Origin of the sequence: Deinococcus aerolatus (genome assembly GCF_014647055.1) — a bacterium.
Lineage (GTDB): Bacteria > Deinococcota > Deinococci > Deinococcales > Deinococcaceae > Deinococcus > Deinococcus aerolatus.
In genome coordinates this window covers 105,027-118,705 of record NZ_BMOL01000011.1, presented here as the reverse complement: position 1 = coordinate 118,705, position 13,679 = coordinate 105,027, and the positions used below count along the sequence as shown (strand labels likewise).

The following is a 13,679-nucleotide window of genomic DNA, read 5'->3' as shown; positions in this document are numbered from 1 at the left end:
ACCAGTCCGACGTGCGGTTCAGCAAGCAGTGGTCAGCAAGTTACAGGCGGTAAGCGCTCAGGGCATAGCGGGCATTTTGATTCAAGGGTCTGGGAGACGGAGCGGAGAAGCCACTGATCAGGCCGTGTGAAGCCAGTCCCACAAAGGCCGTCCGCGGGCACCCTTTAACCTGGCCGGAAGCCGTCCCCAGACCCTGCTCGGCAAGCATCTGGACAGCAGCGTTCCACGCCTCTTCAGGCGAGGACGGATTGCACAGGGCCAATTCGGTCAGAAGTGCGGACAGCATTCTGGACCACCTCCTTCACCGGTAGAGCGATTGCGGGTTCCTGGCCCTTCCTTAATCCCGGCTCGCCCTGCGCCCCCGGTTAATGATCTTCTGGCCCAGCAGTTGCAGCAGGAACCTGCCCACGAAGCGCGGGTTATGTTTGGCATAGCGCTTCCACAAGCGGCGCGGCTCCATGAACAGGCGGAACAGCCATTCCAAGCCCAGCCGCTGCATGGCGGCGGGGGCCTGCCGGACCCGCCCCGTATGAAAGTCGAAGGCAGCCCCCATGCCCAGCAGCACCGCGTCCAGACGCCCGGTGTGGGCGGCCATCCAGCGTTCCTGCTTGGGGCAGCCGATGCCCACAAACACGATGCGCGCTCCGGAGTCGACCAGCTGCTGCGTGTAGTACGCGTCTTCCTCGGGGGTGGGGGGACGGAACGGTGGAGCGATCAGGCAGGCGATCTCGATGCCCGGATAGTTGGCGTGCAGGAACAGCACGAACTCCTCCAGACTCTCAGGCGTACCGCCGTACAGGGCGATGGGCACCCCTTCACGGGCCGCGGCCTCGCAGACGTGCAGCATCAGGGTGGGGCCGTACACGCGCTCGGCCTGTGGCACCCCCAGCGCCTTCAAGGCCCACACCAGCGGCACGCCGTCGGACGTCACCAGATCGGCCCCGTTCACCACATCCCGGAACTCGGCGCTGTCGCTGGTCTCCATGACCATGTGAACGTTGGAGGCACAGACGTAGCGCCCCTGACCCGCCCGCGCCCAGGCCATGACCCTGGCCGTGGCGTCCGCGTAGGTGGTGACATCCACCCGCATTCCCAGAATCGAGCGGGAGGTCAGGGCAGGGTGCGGAGACGCCCCCACGGCGGGTGAAGCAGGCGGAGCAGGCGCGGCGGAGCGCGGATCGGAGGGGATAGGCAGCGACATTATTCAGAACTCCTTGAGGGGGGCAGGCAGGGGGGCCGTGGTAGAAGGGGCTCCGGAGAGGGCCGCAGCCTGACGACGCTGGGTTTCCAGGGCCGCGAGGCCGAAACCGAACACGCTCCAGAACCAGATGCCGCCCTGCGGCCCCTCCAGGTACACGTCAAAGCTGGCATTGACCAGAAAGGCCAGCCAGTACGCGAAGAGCCATAGATTCAGGCTGGCCCAGGTCGTTTGCCCGGTGGCGCGGGCGCGGGCGTAGGCACGCAGCAGGCTGAAGCCGAAGGCCAGTTGCAACGCCACCCAGGCCAGGAAACCCGGCACGCCGGAACGGGCCAGGAAAGTCATGTGGCCGTTGTGCGGATTACGCAGCGAGTGTTCCCGTTTCACCTGATAACCATCAGAGTCGGCCAAGTTGATACCATAGCCTTTGCCGGTCCAGAAATATGGACCGTAAATGGTGTAGTCCACGATGTCGTTCCACCAATTCAGTCGCCAGGTACGGGTGCCCTCGCGCACGTCCGAGCCGGAATCTCCAGCGACGCTTTGGGCATTGAGCAACAGCCCTTCGGCGGAGATATCGCGCTGGCCACCGAGATTGACGCTGAAGTTGGTGGCAACCAGCAGTGTCAGCACCACGGCCACCAGATACAACGGCCGACCCCAGCCGCTGCGCGGGCGCAGCAGAACAATGAGCAACCCGCTGGCGGTGATGACCAGCGTCGCGGCACGGCTCTCGGACGTCGCCAGGACGCCCAACACAATCAGACTCCACCATAGCCATTCGTGCCAGCTCCGGCGGCTTTGCGACACATTGAAGTGATGATGTAGCCCCAGCAGCAAGAAAGCCACAATGCCCGCCAGATGCACCCCGATGTCACCCCCCTTGGGATACAGCAGTGGGGTATCGCTGCCCGGCCACGCTGGAATACCGTTTTTGAACAGTTTGTAAACGATGAAGCTCAGGGGCGCGGCGAATAGGAACCATGGGATGAGGCGGGCGTACTGCTGAGTCACACGTTCCAACCAATTTAAGCGAAGCAACAGCCCAGCTACGATAAGCGCGAAGGCCGCATACAGCCAAGTTACGCTGTCACGCAGGGCATCGATTTTGTAGAGACTGATGTACGGCACCGTGTTGATCAGACCAATAAACATGAACACGTACACCAGCGCCAGCAGACCCCGGTGGTGACGGATGCCGGTCGCGCCCACCCGCAGCAGGGCCAGCAGCCCGAGGGCCAGCGCAATCTCGCCCACGAACAGAGGCGGCACCCCGATGTACGCGTAACCCTTTCCGAGAAAGGCGTAGCCGACCAGCGAAACGCCCAGAAAACCCAGGGCCAGTTCTGAGAGCCGGTGCCACATGCGCGTCAGGCCCGCGAACAGCACCATCAGGACCGTCAGCGCCCCGGCCAGCAGCGGCTGCTCGGCGGCCAGCACCCCCACCAGCAGGGCCGCGCCCAGCAGCGCCAGCCACACCGCCCAGCCGGCGGGGGCCGGGGACCGGGGGTCACGCCCGGAAGCGCGCAGAGGTACCGACTTCATGGACGTTCCGGTGTGGGCAGTCCCGCCACACGCTGAAACGGGGGGCGGCAGAGCGGCAGATGTGCGGCCCGTGACATGCCGTTGTGGGACTGGATGGGCGAACGACTTGCAGACATAACTTCTCCCAGAATGTGGTGCGGCGGCCTGCAGGATTCTGCCGGTCTCCGCGCCGGATCTTACGACTCGTCAGACCCTAGACAGCGGGACGCTAACAGAAAATTAATACCACATGCGCCCAGCTGCAGACCCGCCGAACCGCCCCAGGAGGGAGTGGAGCAGCAAGCCCCATCTCCAGTCCGGCACGCACCGACCGCAGTGGGGCGGGAAGGCCGTTTCTGGCCCACCCGCCCCACCCCACACCTGAACCCTAGTACACGACGGTGTAGTACGCCGTGTCACTGATCCAGTCGGTCTGCGGCACCGGCTGCACCACCGGACTGGGCACCGGATCGACGACGATGCTCAGCGCCTGGGCCAGCCCCTCGCTGGTTCTGGGCTTGACCGTGGCAAAGCTCCCGCCGTTCTGGTAGCTGCTCAGCTCCGACAGGCTCAGGGGACGGCGGCTGGCAATCACCAGCACGCGGTTCAGGCCGTGGGGACCAGCCACATCGAAGGTGAACCGGTCGCCGCTGGCCGGGAAGGCGCGGGTCTGCCCGGCACGCACGTAGTTGCTGGCGCTGATGCGGTTGGGCAGGATCTGGTCGGTGCTGCCGTCCGGGTTGACGTTGAACAGGTAGACGTAGGCGTTCTCGTTGACGCTGGTGTACAGCGTGATGCGCTCGCCAATGCGGTAGCTGGGGTTCTGTGTGCCGCTGCGGTCACGGTCTACCCACACGCGGGCGCTGAGGGTGGTGGGTACCGGGTTGACGATGATGCTCTGGGCGCTGATCTTCGGCGCAGCCAGTGCAGGCGCGGCCACACCCAGCAGGGCGGCGGAGACGACGAGCAGCAAGGCGGGCTTATTAAATGAAATCATGTCGGACCTCCGGGTCAAGGCAGTCCGCGTGTCCGCTGCGCCGGGAGGGCTCCCAGCACGCTTTCGCGGCGCGCCCTGCTTGTGTGTCCACGCTACGCCCCGCTGCCTGACGCCCGGTGAAGGCCAGCTGACTGAAGGTGAGGAAGCTGACGTTGGGTTTCATGAGACCCTACGTGACGTGGGTAAGCACAAAAAGGACAGCCTCCGAGCTGAGCGGAGGCTGCCTGTCGCGGTTGTGGCAGGGATACCAGGATTCGAACCTGAACAAACAGATCCAAAATCTGTTGTGCTGCCATTACACCATATCCCTACGGTTGTTCCGGCCTCACGGCGCGGCGGACAGAAGTATAACGGCGGCGGGCGCGGGGGGTCAACTGCCGATGGAGCCGGGCCACGCGGGTTCCTCACCCGTCCTCCACGCTGTGGGAGGCGCACCCAGGGCGGCGGACGGAGGTCACGCTGGGTCAGGACCTTCCAGATGTGCGCTGCGGTGAAGTGGAACAGCCGCGGCCCTCCCACAAGCCTGAGGCACGCCGGTTTGCCGTAGCATGGCGGGCGTGAGCATTCTGCCCGACTGGCGTATCCGTGAACTGGCCCATGCGGGCATGATCGACCCCTTTGAGGACCGGCTGGTCCGCACCGCCGAGAACCAGCAGGTGATCAGCTACGGCCTGAGCAGCTTCGGCTACGACCTGCGCTGCGCCGACGAGTGGAAGATCTTTACCAACGTCAACAGCGCCATCGTTGATCCCAAGCACTTCGACGAGCGCAGCTTCGTGGACATCACCGCCAACGAGATCATCATTCCGCCCAACTCCTTTGCCCTGGCCCGCAGCCTGGAATACCTGAAAATTCCCGACACGGTGATGGTGGTGGCGCTGGGCAAATCGACCTACGCACGCTGCGGCCTTGTGGCGAACGTCACGCCGCTGGAGCCCGGCTGGGAAGGCCACGTCACGCTGGAATTCTCCAACACCACGCCGCTGCCCGCCAAGATGTACGCCTTTGAGGGCTGCGTCCAGCTGCTGTTTTTCGAGGGCGAGCGTCCTGAAGTAACCTACGGGGACCGCAAGGGCAAGTACCAGGGCCAGCGCGGCGTGACGCTGCCCAGGCTATGAGGGCTTGAGCCCACCTTCATCTCTAAATGGGGCTTGAGCTTCTCCTGTCCCTGCCCGGACGCGGAGATGACAGGCTACCGGCATGCCAGACAAAGACGACAAGAACAGTGGCCACACCAGCCTGCCCGAGGAGTACGACCGCAACAAGAAAGAGGTGCACGAGATCGAACATGATCGCAAACCCTCTTTCAAGGGCAACAACGACCGCGAGGCCAACGCAGCCCGCAACAATGAGCACGACGGCCTGAAAGAGAAGAAGGACGTCGAAGAGGCACGTTCGGTGCCGGCCACCAAGCAGGGCTAACAATCAGAGCCACACAGAGACGTTCAACATGGGGCCAGGAGGCGAAATCTCCTGGCCCCGTCTGCTGCGCCCGTGCCGCTACAGTGGAACATGTTCGAATCTCCCCGTCCCACCCCCGGCGTGCTGGCGCTGGCGGCCGTGTTCGTCGCCGCAGGCCTCACGCATTTTGTCGCGCCGCAGTTCTTTGACCGCATCGTGCCGCCGGGCCTGCCTATGCCCGCCCAGGCGGCTACCCTGATCAGCGGCGCGGCAGAACTGGCCGGCGGGCTGGGGCTGCTGCACCCGGCCACCCGGCCAGCCGCACGCTGGGGGCTGCTGGTTCTGCTGCTGGCCGTCTTCCCCGCCAACGTCTACATGGCGCAGGAGCCGCAGAAGTTTGGTGTGCCCGCGTGGGTGGCCTGGGCCCGGTTGCCGCTGCAGCCCCTGCTGATGTGGGCCGTCTGGCGGGCCGGCCGCCAGGGCCGCAAACGCTAGCCGCGCCAGGACACGTATACTCCGCAAGTAAACAAATTCTAAGGGAGCGGTTTCACCGTGCAATGCAAAGTGCAGGCGAATCGTTCAAAAGGGGTGGGAATGCCAGCTCTGCTGGGACTTGCGCGCGCAATAGACCGTTTTTCATCCTGGCTGGGAGTCGTGATCGGCGGGGTTACCCTGCTGATGATCGGCGTGGGCCTCTTTAACGTCTTCGGACGTTTTGCCGACCGCTATCTGGGCACCGCCTTCAGCAGCAATTCCCTGCTGGAACTGCAGTGGTACCTGTTCAGCGTGATCTTTCTGTTGGGCGGCGCGTACGTGCTGAGCGTGGACGAGCATGTGCGGGTGGACGTGCTGTACGGACGGCTGGCCCCCAGACGCCGGGCGCTGATTAACCTGATCGGCACCGTGCTGTTCCTGCTGCCGTTCTGCGTGATCGTGCTGTGGGTGGCGATTCCGTGGTTCCAGCTGAGTTACGGCATTCAGGAGGGCAGTTCTGATCCGGGTGGGTTGCTGCGCTGGCCAATCAAGCTATTGCTGCCCATCGGTTTCGTGCTGCTGTTTATTCAGGGCATCAGCGAGGCGATCAAGGCGGCGGGCGCCCTGACCGGCCACTACGAGTACCGCACCCAGGATGAGCTGGACGAGGTGGCTGCCCTGGCCGCTGAAGTCCACCTGGACCGCGCCGGGCTGGATGGGTTGCTGGTGGGCCTTCCCGACGAGGCCGAACGCAAAATGAACGACGACCTGAGGAAGAAGTAATGGAAGCGATTGGGCTGTGGATGTTTCTGGGCGCGTTTATCCTCATCTTCAGCGGTTTCCCAGTGGCCTTCTCGCTGGCCGGAACCGCAATCATCTTTGGCCTGATCGGTCTGAGTACAGGCCAGTTCGATACGCTGCTGCTGCGGGCCATTCCGGACCGTGTCTTCGGGACCATGAGCAACTTCACGTTGCTGGCCATTCCGTATTTCGTGTTCATGGGCGGCATCCTGGGCAAGAGCGGACTGGCCGAGGACCTGCTGCGGACGGCGGGGCTGCTGTTCGGGCGCCTGCGCGGCGGCATTGCGGTGGCCGTGGTGCTGGTGGGCCTGCTGCTGGCCGCAACCACCGGCGTGGTGGCCGCCACAGTGGTCACAATGGGACTGATCAGCCTGCCGATCATGCTGCGCTACGGCTACGACAAGGGGCTGGCCAGCGGCGTGATTGCAGCGTCCGGGACGCTGGGGCAGGTCATCCCTCCCAGCGTGGTGCTGGTGGTGCTGGGCAGCGAACTGGGTGTGTCGGTGGGCGACCTGTTCCTGGGATCGCTGGTGCCGGGCCTGATGCTGGCGGCCCTCTATGTCGCCTACGTGATCGTGCGCTCGGCCCTGAGTCCCAATCTCGCCCCGGCCATGCCCGCCGCCGAGCTGAACATCCGGCCTTCGGCGATGGCCCTGCAGGTGCTGCGGGCCATGATTCCGCCGCTGCTGCTGATTTTTGCGGTGCTGGGCTCGATCTTCTTCGGCCTGGCCACCGCCACCGAGGCCGGGGCGGTCGGGGCGCTGGGCGCGGTGCTGCTGGCCATTGCCAACCGCAAGATGACGCGCGGCGGACTATGGGAGGTGACCCTCTCCACCGCCCGGCTGACCACCTTCGTGATTTTCATCCTGATCGGCTCCACCTCGTTCTCGCTGGTGTTCCGGGCGCTGGACGGCGACCTGTTCATGCAGAACATCCTGGCCAACCTGCCGGGCGGGGTGCTGGGCTTCCTGATTCTGACCAACCTGGCCATTTTCATCCTGGGCTTCTTCCTGGATTTCTTCGAGATCGCCTTTATCCTGCTGCCTATTTTTGCGCCTGTCGCGCGCGAGCTGGGTGTCGATATGATCTGGTACGGCATTCTGCTGGGCATCAATCTCCAGACCAGCTTCCTGACCCCTCCCTTCGGGTTCTCGCTGTTCTACCTGCGTGGCATCGCGGGCAAACAGCTGGCGACCAGCGACATCTACCGGGGGGTCATCCCGTTCATCTTTATTCAGCTGTTCGTGCTGGCCCTCTGTGTGGCCTTCCCCGGCCTGACGGGATTGCGCGCCGCAGGACCGTAACCACCACGGGGGTGGGGATTACCTCCCTCGCCCCCTGCCGTCACCAAAACAGAGAGGGTGCCCGTACTAAAACAGTACGGGCACCCTTCGCATCCAGGGCTCGTTCAGCCGGTGAAGTCCATCAGCGGCTTCTCATTGACCTGATGCCAGGAATGAATGCTGCGGCGGAAGGAATCCCAGGGCGTGTATACCTTCTTGTAGCCAGCGTTCTTGGCCGAGTTTTCGGCATGCAGTTCCTGCGCGGCCTTGCTGCCTGCCTTAAGGATGTCGTTGGAATAGCGGCGCAGTTGGGTGCCGCCCTTCTTCAGGCGCTGCAGCGCGGCCTGGTTCTTGGCGTCGTAATCGGCGGCCACGGCTAGGTTGGCCTCGGCGCAGGCGCTGGCCAGGATTTCCTTGTAGGCCTTGGGCAGCGCGGCGTAGGCCTTCTTGCCCACCATCATGTCAAAGGTGGCGCCGGGTTCCCACCAGCCGGGGTAGTAGTAGAACTTGGCAGCTTTTTGCAGACCCAACTTCTCGTCGTCATGCGGACCCACCCACTCGGCGGCGTCGATGGCTCCACGGTCCAGTGCCAGGTAGATCTCACCGCCAGGCAACACCTGCACATTCACGCCCAGCTTGGCCATAACCTGACCGCCGATCCCGGGAATGCGCATTTTGAGACCCTTGAAGTCTGCGGCTGTCTTGACTTCCTTCTTGAACCAGCCGCCCATCTGCGCGGTGGTGTTGCCCGCCGGGAAGTTGATGATCCCGAAATCATCGTAGACCTCGCGGATCAGTTCCAGGCCGCCCGCGCTGTACAGCCAGGCATTCTGCTCGGAGGCGGTCAGGCCGAAGGGAACGCCGGTGGCAAAGCCCAGGGTGGGGTTCTTGCCCACGTAGTAGTACCCGGCGCTATGGCCGCACTCCACGGTGCCCTGCTGCACGGCGTCCAGCACCTGCAGGCCCGGCACCAGTTCGCCCGCCTCATAGGCGCGGATGGTGAACTTGCCGTCGGTCATGGCGCTGACGCGGTCGGCGATCATCTGGGCGCCGCCGAACAGCACGTCCAGGCTCTTGGGCCAGCTCGTGGCGCATTTCCAGCGCACGTTGCCAGTCTGGGCAAAGCTGTGCGGCGAGAAGACGGTGCTGGCCGCAGCAGTTACGGCCGCTCCCTTCAAAAACTTACGACGATCAATTCCCATGGCAATCCCCCTGTCGACGCCCATAAACCGTGGGGTTCACGGCGTCCTGTTGGTTTGAAGATGGGACAGTATAGCGGGCAATCCTGGCCAGACCGTCATACGGCGGGGCGGCCCGCCCCACTGGGGTGCCCAGGGCCTCACGGCAGGCCACCATCGGGCAGCCGGTCCCAGACCACCCGCACCTCGCGCAGCGCCCCGTCCAGCTTCTCGCCCGCCTCGCGTCCGCCCTGGCGCAGATACCACGCCCGTGTGGGGTTGGTGTCCAGCACCCACAGCGCCAGATTCTGCATGCCGTCTGCCCTGAGCGTCTGCACAACTTCCCCGAACAGTGCCCGCCCCAGCCCCCGCCCCTGAACGGATTTCAGCGCGTACAGCGTCATCAATTCGGCTTCAAAACCGGGATGGTCACGGGCCGGACCAGCAGAGGCGAAGGCCACCACCGTTCCATCCAGCTCAGCCACCAGTACGGTTTCCAGCCTCCGGATGATGGTGCGCCCCCAGCTCACCTCGCGCCGCTCCCGCATGTCCTCGCCTGTCATCCGGTCCAGAAAGTCGTCCGGCATCAGGCCCGCGTAGGTTTCACGCCAGCTGGCGACGTGAATGCGGGCGATGGCCGGGGCGTCGGCGGGGGTAGCGGGGCGGATGCCAGAGGGGCGGACGGTCATGGTGGAGTTTAAGCATTCCAGGCCCGGCCTGTATCGGGCCGTCAACCCCCAGGGTCACGGACACCGCACCCCGCCCCGGCCTATCCTTGAGCCATGACCGCGCCCGCCGATCCCACTAAGTCCCATATTCATCTGCCGGACGGCTCGTGCTGCGCGCCCACCCAGTACAGCGGCCGGTTCGCACATCTGCACCAGCACACGCAATACAGCCTGCTGGACGGCGCCGCCAAGCTCAAGGACCTTCTGAAGTGGGTGAAAGAGGTCACGCCGGAGGGCCAGGACGCCGCGTGCGCCATGACCGATCACGGCAACATGCACGGCGCGGTGCATTTCTACAACTACGCGCAGGCCGCGCAGGTCAAGCCCATTCTGGGCTACGAGGCCTACGTGGTGCCGGGCATGGGCACGCGGCGTGACAAGAAACCCGGCGTCAGCGGCGAGAAGGGCATCTTTCACCTCACGCTGCTGGCCCGCGACTTCGAGGGCTACCAGAACCTATGCCGCCTGAGCAGCCGGGGCTACACCGAGGGCTACTACTACAAGCCGCGCATCGACCACGAGCTGCTGACCGAGCACCACAAGGGCATCATCGCCTTCTCCGGCTGCCTGGGTTCGGAGGTGCAGCAACTGCTGATGCAGGGGCGCGAGGCCGAGGCCAAACAGCGTCTGCTGTGGTACCGCGACCTGTTCGGCGAGAACTACTTCATCGAGATTCAGGACCATGGGCTGCCTGAACAGGCGAGGAACAACCCGATTCTGAAAGCCTGGGCGCAGGAGCTGGGCATCGGCATGGTGGCGACGAACGACGGCCACTACGTCAAGAAGTCCGACGCCACCGCCCACGAGACGCTGCTGGCGATCCAGACGAAGGCCACGCTGGCCGACGAGAACCGCTTCAAGTTCCCCTGCGACGAGTTCTACGTCAAGGATCTGGACGAGATGCGCCGCGCCCTGCCGCCCAGCGAGTGGGGCGAGGAAGTGTTCGACAACACCGCCCGGATTGCCGACCTGTGCAACGTTGACCTCCCGGTGGGCAAGAAACGGGTGTACCAGATGCCCGCGCTGCCCATCCCGGAAGGCCGCACCATGGCCGAGGAACTGCGCGTGCAGACCTACGCCGGCAGCCTCAAGCGTTACCCGCACCACGTCACTGAGGCGCTGCTGCGCGAGTATGCCGTGCGAAGCCTGGCGGTGCTGGAGCCGGACGAGCGCGAACGCGTGCTGTCGCGCACCCAGGGCTGCGACGCCCGCACCTGTGACCTGGACACGCTGCTGACCCTGGTGGCCTTTTTAGGCAGCGAGTGGGAGGCACGCGGCAAGGCGGCGGGCGAGAAATACACCCTGTACCCGGCGCTGGAGGTGATGGAGAAAGCGGCGGAAGAAGGCCCGCTGCCCGACTACGCCTGCACCGACTGGCAGCGCAGCAGGGGCGAGGCCAGCGACACGGCCATCCAGCTCGATCCCGGCAGCGAGGAAGAAACCACCTGCCGCGCGCACCACACCCACGCCCTGGTGCTGCTGCGCCGCGCCGAGTACGAACTTTCGGTCATCAACAACATGGGCTTTCCCGACTACTTCCTGATCGTGGCCGATTACATCAACTGGGCCAAGGATCAGGGCATCAGCGTGGGGCCGGGGCGCGGGTCCGGGGCAGGCTCGCTGGTGGCCTACGCCATGCGCATCACCAACCTCGATCCGCTGGAATTCGAGCTGCTGTTCGAGCGCTTCCTGAACCCGGACCGCATCTCGATGCCCGACTTCGATATCGATTTCAACGACGCCCGCCGCATCGAGGTCATCCAGTACGTGCAGGACAAGTACGGCGAGGACAAGGTGGCGCAGATTGCCACCTTCGGGACCATGGCGAGCAAGGCCTGCCTGAAGGACGTGGCCCGCGTGATGGGCCTGGAATACGCCAAGGTGGACAAGGTCAGCAAGCTGATTCCGATCAAGTTCGGCAAGAGCTACTCTCTGGAGCAGGCCCGGGACGCCGTGCCGGACATCGCGCAATTGCTGGAAAGCGACGCGCAACTGCTGGAAGCCTACGAGTTCGCGCAGAAGCTGGAGGGGCTGACCCGCCACGCCTCGGTCCACGCCGCCGGGGTGGTGATCGGGCGCGACAAGCTGACCGACCTGGTGCCGGTGATGCGCGACACCTCCGGCATGGGCATGGTCTGCCAGTACGACATGAAGGCTGTGGAGGACATCGGCCTGATCAAGATGGACTTCCTGGGCCTGCGGACGCTGTCGTTTCTGGATGAGGCCAAGCGCATCATGCGCGAGTCGCAGAAGATCGAGATCGACTTCGACGCCATTCCCTTCGACGACGCCAAGACCTACGAGCTGATGAGCCGGGGCGACACCAAGGGCGTGTTTCAGCTGGAAGGGGCGGGCATCGCCGACGCCTCCCGCCGCCTGAAACCGCGCCGGCTGGCCGACATCATCGCCCTGAGCGCGCTGTACCGACCCGGCCCGATGGAGAACATTCCCACCTATGTTCGCCGCCACCACGGCCTGGAGGAAGTGGATTACGTGCGCGACGGCTTTCCCACCTCCGCGCAGTTTCTGGAAAAGATTCTGGCCGAAACCTATGGGATTCCGGTGTACCAGGAACAGATCATGCAGATCGCCTCTGAAGTCGCGGGCTTCAGTCTGGGCGGGGCCGATTTGCTGCGCCGCGCGATGGGCAAGAAAGACGTGGCGGAAATGGCCAAGCAGCGTGACCTGTTTGTGGCGGGTGCGAAGACCAATGAAGTTCCCAAGGACGAGGCCAACAAACTCTTTGATTTGCTGGACGCGTTCGCAAACTATGGATTCAACAAGTCGCACAGTGCCGCCTACGGGGTCATCACCTACCAGACCGCGTGGCTGAAAGCCAACTACCCCGTTGAGTTCATGGCGGCCCTGCTCACCGTAGAACGGCGCGATTCCGACAAGGTGGCCGAGTACATCAGTGACGCGCGCAAGATGGACGTGAAGGTGCTGCCGCCGGACATCAACCGCTCGGCTCCGGATTTTGCGGTGGCCGGAGAGGAAATCCTGTTCGGGATGTACGCCATCAAGGGGCTGGGCGAGGCCGCAGTGCAGCGCATCCTGGAGGAACGCGAGCGCGGCGGGCGCTTCAAGTCGTTCGCCGACTTCTGCTCCCGCGTGGACAACAAGACCTGCAACCGCAAGGCACTGGAAAACCTGATCAAGAGTGGGGCCTTCGACGCCTTCGGGGAGCGGCGGCAGCTGCTGGACAGCATGGAAGAGACGCTGGCCTGGGCGCAGGGGGCCGCCTCCATGATCAGTAGCGGCATGGACGCGCTGTTCGGGCTGGAGGAAACCGCGCCGGAGCCGCCGCTGAAATCCACTTTCACGCCCCTGACCGATCTGGAACGCCTGAGCATCGAGAAGGACGCGCTGGGCCTGTACATCTCCGGCCACCCGCTGGAGCAGCACGAGGGGCTGCGCGAGGCGGCCAGTTGCCGAATTAGTGACCTGGACACGTGGTTTATCACCCAGAACGTCGCCCCCGGCAAGCGCATTAAAGCGGTGCTGGCGGGCATGGTGGAAAGCGTGGTCCGCAAGCCCACCAAATCCGGCGGCATGATGGCCCGTTTCATCCTGGCCGACGAGTCCGGGCAGACCGAGCTGGTGGCCTTCAGCCGCGCCTATGACCGCATTCAGGAAAAGCTGATCAACGACACGCCCGCCCTGGTGATCGTGGAGCTGGAATCCGAGGACGGCGGCCTGCGCGCCATTGCCGAGGAACTGGTGAGCATCGAGCAACTGGCCGAGGTGCCGAAGGTCATGTACGTGAACATCGATCTGGAAACCGCCAGCCCGGACGCCGTGGGCGAGTTTCAGAGCCTGCTGGACGAACACGCGGGCAGCATGCCCACCTACCTGCGGCTGCAAACGCCGGAGCAGTTCGTGGTCTACCAGCTTGATCACGGCATGGGCAGCCCCGACGCGATCCGGGTGCTGAACCAGACCTTCCCGTGGATGGACGCCTATCTGGCCTACGATCAGCAGACCATCCTGGGCCGCTTCGCGCCCAAGCCCCCGGCATGGATGAACAAGCAGAACGGGAGCGGGGGGATGCGGGCGTGAAGTACCACATGATGATCGAAAGATTCGATATGAGGA

12 protein-coding genes and 1 tRNA gene are annotated in these 13,679 nt (G+C 64.3%); 6 read left to right on the top strand and 7 right to left on the bottom strand.

Annotation, left to right across the window (positions count from 1 at the left end; all coding sequences use genetic code 11):
• Window positions 1-40 precede the first annotated feature (40 nt).
• The 5 genes from IEY31_RS19050 to IEY31_RS12420 form a co-directional block, all read right to left on the bottom strand.
• Window positions 41-286, bottom strand: coding sequence for a DUF6979 family protein (locus IEY31_RS19050; protein ID WP_373289160.1), 246 nt, complete (start codon window positions 284-286; stop codon window positions 41-43).
• 51 nt (window positions 287-337) lie between these two features.
• Entirely contained in the window at window positions 338-1,201 is an 864-nt protein-coding gene (locus tag IEY31_RS12435) for a WecB/TagA/CpsF family glycosyltransferase (protein WP_229723569.1), read from the bottom strand.
• Between the two features lie 3 nt (window positions 1,202-1,204).
• Window positions 1,205-2,743 (bottom strand): O-antigen ligase family protein, encoded by a 1,539-nt coding sequence (locus IEY31_RS12430; protein ID WP_229723566.1) that lies wholly within the window; start codon window positions 2,741-2,743, stop codon window positions 1,205-1,207.
• Window positions 2,744-3,110: 367 nt separating this feature from the next.
• Complete coding sequence (locus IEY31_RS12425; RefSeq protein WP_188972436.1) at window positions 3,111-3,719, bottom strand: DUF4384 domain-containing protein; 609 nt, start codon at window positions 3,717-3,719, stop codon at window positions 3,111-3,113.
• Between the two features lie 236 nt (window positions 3,720-3,955).
• A tRNA-Gln gene (locus IEY31_RS12420) sits at window positions 3,956-4,029 on the bottom strand.
• Window positions 4,030-4,276: 247 nt separating this feature from the next.
• Here IEY31_RS12420 and dcd point away from each other — a divergent pair.
• The 5 genes from dcd (at window position 4,277) to IEY31_RS12395 (ending at window position 7,699) form a co-directional block, all read left to right on the top strand.
• On the top strand, window positions 4,277-4,837 hold the full coding sequence (dcd, locus tag IEY31_RS12415; RefSeq protein ID WP_188972434.1) for a dCTP deaminase: 561 nt from the start codon (window positions 4,277-4,279) through the stop codon (window positions 4,835-4,837).
• Window positions 4,838-4,919: 82 nt separating this feature from the next.
• The gene (locus IEY31_RS12410; RefSeq protein WP_188972432.1) at window positions 4,920-5,141 is read left to right on the top strand and encodes a hypothetical protein; all 222 of its coding nucleotides are present in this window, start codon (window positions 4,920-4,922) and stop codon (window positions 5,139-5,141) included.
• Between the two features lie 90 nt (window positions 5,142-5,231).
• Window positions 5,232-5,615, top strand: coding sequence for a DoxX family protein (locus tag IEY31_RS12405; protein ID WP_188972430.1), 384 nt, complete (start codon window positions 5,232-5,234; stop codon window positions 5,613-5,615).
• A 159-nt stretch (window positions 5,616-5,774) separates the two neighbouring features.
• Window positions 5,775-6,377 carry a TRAP transporter small permease subunit gene (locus tag IEY31_RS12400; RefSeq protein ID WP_229723565.1) on the top strand — a complete coding sequence of 201 codons (603 nt, stop codon included), beginning with the start codon at window positions 5,775-5,777 and terminating at the stop codon, window positions 6,375-6,377.
• Window positions 6,377-7,699 carry a TRAP transporter large permease gene (locus IEY31_RS12395; protein ID WP_188972426.1) on the top strand — a complete coding sequence of 441 codons (1,323 nt, stop codon included), beginning with the start codon at window positions 6,377-6,379 and terminating at the stop codon, window positions 7,697-7,699. The genes IEY31_RS12400 and IEY31_RS12395 overlap by 1 nt, the downstream gene beginning before the upstream one ends.
• Window positions 7,700-7,803: 104 nt before the next feature.
• On the opposite strand, the gene IEY31_RS12390 is transcribed toward IEY31_RS12395, so the two are convergent.
• Entirely contained in the window at window positions 7,804-8,880 is a 1,077-nt protein-coding gene (locus tag IEY31_RS12390) for a TRAP transporter substrate-binding protein (RefSeq protein ID WP_229723564.1), read from the bottom strand.
• Between the two features lie 137 nt (window positions 8,881-9,017).
• Complete coding sequence (locus IEY31_RS12385) at window positions 9,018-9,545, bottom strand: GNAT family N-acetyltransferase (RefSeq protein WP_188972423.1); 528 nt, start codon at window positions 9,543-9,545, stop codon at window positions 9,018-9,020.
• 93 nt (window positions 9,546-9,638) lie between these two features.
• Here IEY31_RS12385 and dnaE point away from each other — a divergent pair, with 93 nt between their 5' ends.
• Entirely contained in the window at window positions 9,639-13,643 is a 4,005-nt protein-coding gene (gene dnaE, locus IEY31_RS12380; protein ID WP_188972421.1) for a DNA polymerase III subunit alpha, read from the top strand.
• The last annotated feature ends 36 nt before the right edge of the window (window positions 13,644-13,679 follow it).